At 66.8% G+C, this 3,009-nt stretch carries 2 protein-coding genes; both read right to left on the bottom strand.

What is annotated here, in order from left to right:
• Nucleotides 1-58 precede the first annotated feature (58 nt).
• Nucleotides 59-1,930, bottom strand: coding sequence for a flagellar protein (locus BRAS3809_RS25275; RefSeq protein WP_008964867.1), 1,872 nt, complete (start codon nt 1,928-1,930; stop codon nt 59-61).
• A 13-nt stretch (nt 1,931-1,943) separates the two neighbouring features.
• The coding region (locus BRAS3809_RS25280) for a flagellar basal body rod C-terminal domain-containing protein (protein WP_035658433.1) at nt 1,944-3,009 on the bottom strand (1,066 nt) is incomplete at its 5' end.

Here is a 3,009-nt window from a genome sequence, read left to right on the forward strand (position 1 = left end):
TCTGAACAAAAGCTAAAGAGACGTGGTTAACGAGAACTTAACCACCGTCCCCGTTTTTTTACAGGTACTTCACCAGCGACAGCTGGGCCAGCATCGCCGTCGTCTGGTACGACGCCTGAAGGTTGGTCTGCAGCTGCAGGATCTGGCTCGCGACCTCCTGCTGCGAGATGCCCTCGGTCTGGTCGACCAGGCTCTGCATCGCCGCCTTGGCCTGGGTCTGGCGCGCGGTCGCGTCCTTCATGGTGGTCTGCGCGTTGGCGAAGTCGGTCTGGATGTCGGAGATCGACTGCTGGCCGAGCTGGGACGTCAGATTGTAAGCGATGCGCTCGCTGAGCGCGCCGATCTGCTGGCCGGCATTCGCGCCCGTCGGCGGGGTGTTCACCGCAGCATAGACCGCGGTCTGCTGCACGAGGTTGCGGATCGCGAACTCATTGGCCTGTGCGCCGAACTGAATGCTCTGCGCGGTGTCGATGCGGATCGAGGCGCTCGCGCGCGCCGTGCCCGGCCCGCTGTTGCCGGTGTACCAGGAGATCGTGTTGGCCGAGCCGTTGACCAGGCTGGTCGCCGATCCCAGCGGCGTGCCGGACACCCGCAAGGGCGGCGTCGGCGCGGTCACCGTCCCGGAAAAGCCGAGCGCGGCGAATGCGCCTGCATTCGAGCTCGAGATCGAGAAGCTCGCGGCATTGTCGGTGCGCAGCGTGATCGCACCACCGCTGACGGTGGAGGCCTTCGAGGTGCCGCTCAGCGCGTCGATCTTCGACAGCAGCGTCTGCACGCTGTCGGTGACGTTGATCTGGGTGTTGCCGCTGGCGCCGGAGGCGACGAAGCTCAGCGTCTGTCCGTTGACGGTGATGGTGTCGCCGGAGGCGAAGTTGGTGCCGATGGAATCGGTGCTGGCCGCGCCCGACAGCAGCGTCGCGCCGGTGATCGGCGCCGGCGTCGCGGCCTTGTTGTTGACCACCGTTCCCGACACCGCGCTTGCCGTGTTGAAGAAGTTGTCGCCGGCGGTCACCGCCGAGGCTCCGACGAGAGCGGTGTTGGCGAGCGTGCCGAGCGCCGTGTTCAGCGCCGCGTTGAGGTTGGCCGAGGTCGCCGCGGGGGTTGCGCCGATGGCGAAGGTGTTGGCGGGCGCCGGCGTGGTGGTCGAGGCCGTCAGCTGGATCGATTCCGAGGTGCCATCGGGCAGCTTGAAGGTGAAGCTGATCTGGTCGCCGGCATTCGGATTGCCAGCCGTCAGGTCCACCGAGATGCCGGCGGGCGAGCCGGACGGGCCGGTCACCGTCGCATTGGTCAGCGACGACGTCACCGAGCTGAGCTTGAGGCCGAAGGGCGACCCGGCAACGTCCTCCGACAGCGTGATCGGCACGGTGGCCGAGGCCGAGAGGTTGAGCCGGCCGAGGCCGTTGAGGCCGAGATCGGCCTGCCGCCGCTCGGCGATGACCTGCTTCAGGCCGGCCTGGGTCGCCGTGCCGTTGAGGATCTCGTCGGCCGAGGCGATCGCCGGCCGGTCGGTGGCGCTGCCCGAGAAGATGAAACGGTCGCCGACCTGGGTGTTGAGGATGCCGACGATCGCCGACAGGTTCGACGACGCCGTCTGCTGGCCGGTGGTCTGGCCGGTGCTGGTGAGGTTCTGCGGCGTCGCCGAGGCGCCGCTCTGGACCTGGTCGCCGATCTTCGACAACGACTGCAGCGAGGTGTTCATGGCGCCGATGACCGTGTTGACATGGGTCATCGTCAGCGTGAAGGCCGAGATGTTCGACAGCTGCGCGCGGGCCGCGATCGCGAACCCCTCGTCCGGCCCCATCCCGGCATAGTTGTTGGCCTTCACGCCGCTCGACAGCTGGGTCGAGAGATCGGCGAGCTGGTTGGAGATGTTCCGCACGGACAGGCCGAGCAGAGACGTTCCGTAATTGACACTGCTGATCGTCATCTGACACGAACCCTTACTGATAGGCCTGGAGCAGGCTCTGCATCATGCTCTGCACGACCGACATGATATGGGCGTTGGCCGCGTAGGTGTTCTGGACCTGGATCAGGTTGGACATTTCGCTGTCCATGTTGACGCCCGCGGTCGATTTGAACTTCTCCTTCAGAGTGGCGACGACGACGCTCTGGCCCTGGCTGAGCTGGCTGGCGAGGTCGGAGGCGCTGCCCTGCTGGCTGACGAACTGCTGCAGATAGCCTGACACCGTACCCTGGAACGGCTGCGCCGCCGAGCCGAGGCCCGTGGTCGGCGAGTAGCTGAAGCTGGCCGAGGTGAGCTGCGCGAACAGGAAGTCCGGCCGGGTCGAGTCGCCCGCGGCGGTCGCCGGCGAGGTCGAATAGGTCGACAGCTTGGTCGCGTCGTTGAGCAGCGCCGGATTGACGTTGAGGCGTCCGGCGAGTCCGGTCATCTGCGAGCCGCTCGAGGTGATCGCGCCGGTGTAGAGCGCGCCGCCATCGGTGAACACCGGCAGCTGTGCATTGCCGCTGGCGAGCGTCTGCACGGTCGTGGTTGCCGAGGCGGCCTTCACGGTCGCCTGGCTGGTGCCGTCGTCCGTGATCCGCAGCGTATTGCCGGAGGGGTTGGCGAATTGCAGATGCGCCGACCCCAGCGCGCTGTTGAGCTGCGTCACCACCGACGCCATGCCGAGCGAGAAGTCGACGCCGACATAGGACGGGTTGGCGCCAGTCGCGTTCTGCAGCGGCAGCGCCGCGGGGTCGTTGACGTTGACGATCTTGACCTGGCGCTGGACGTTGCTCGAATCCGTGTAGGTCAGGTTGATGGTATTGCCGGCCAGCAGGCCCGTGGTCGAGACGTCGAAGCCGGCCGGCGGACCGGCGACCGCGGTGCCGGCCGTGGTCTTGTCCGACAGCGCCGAGGCAAACGTCGCCGCGAGCTGGTCGACCTGGGTCTGCGCCTGCACCAGGGTCTGGTCGCGCAGCTTCAGGTCGGCCGCGATCTGGCCCGAGTTGAGCAGGTTGTTGGCGACGACGTCGAGCGAGACGCCGTTGGACAGCTTGATGTTG

It is taken from the genome of Bradyrhizobium sp. STM 3809 (assembly GCF_000239795.1).
Lineage (GTDB): Bacteria > Pseudomonadota > Alphaproteobacteria > Rhizobiales > Xanthobacteraceae > Bradyrhizobium.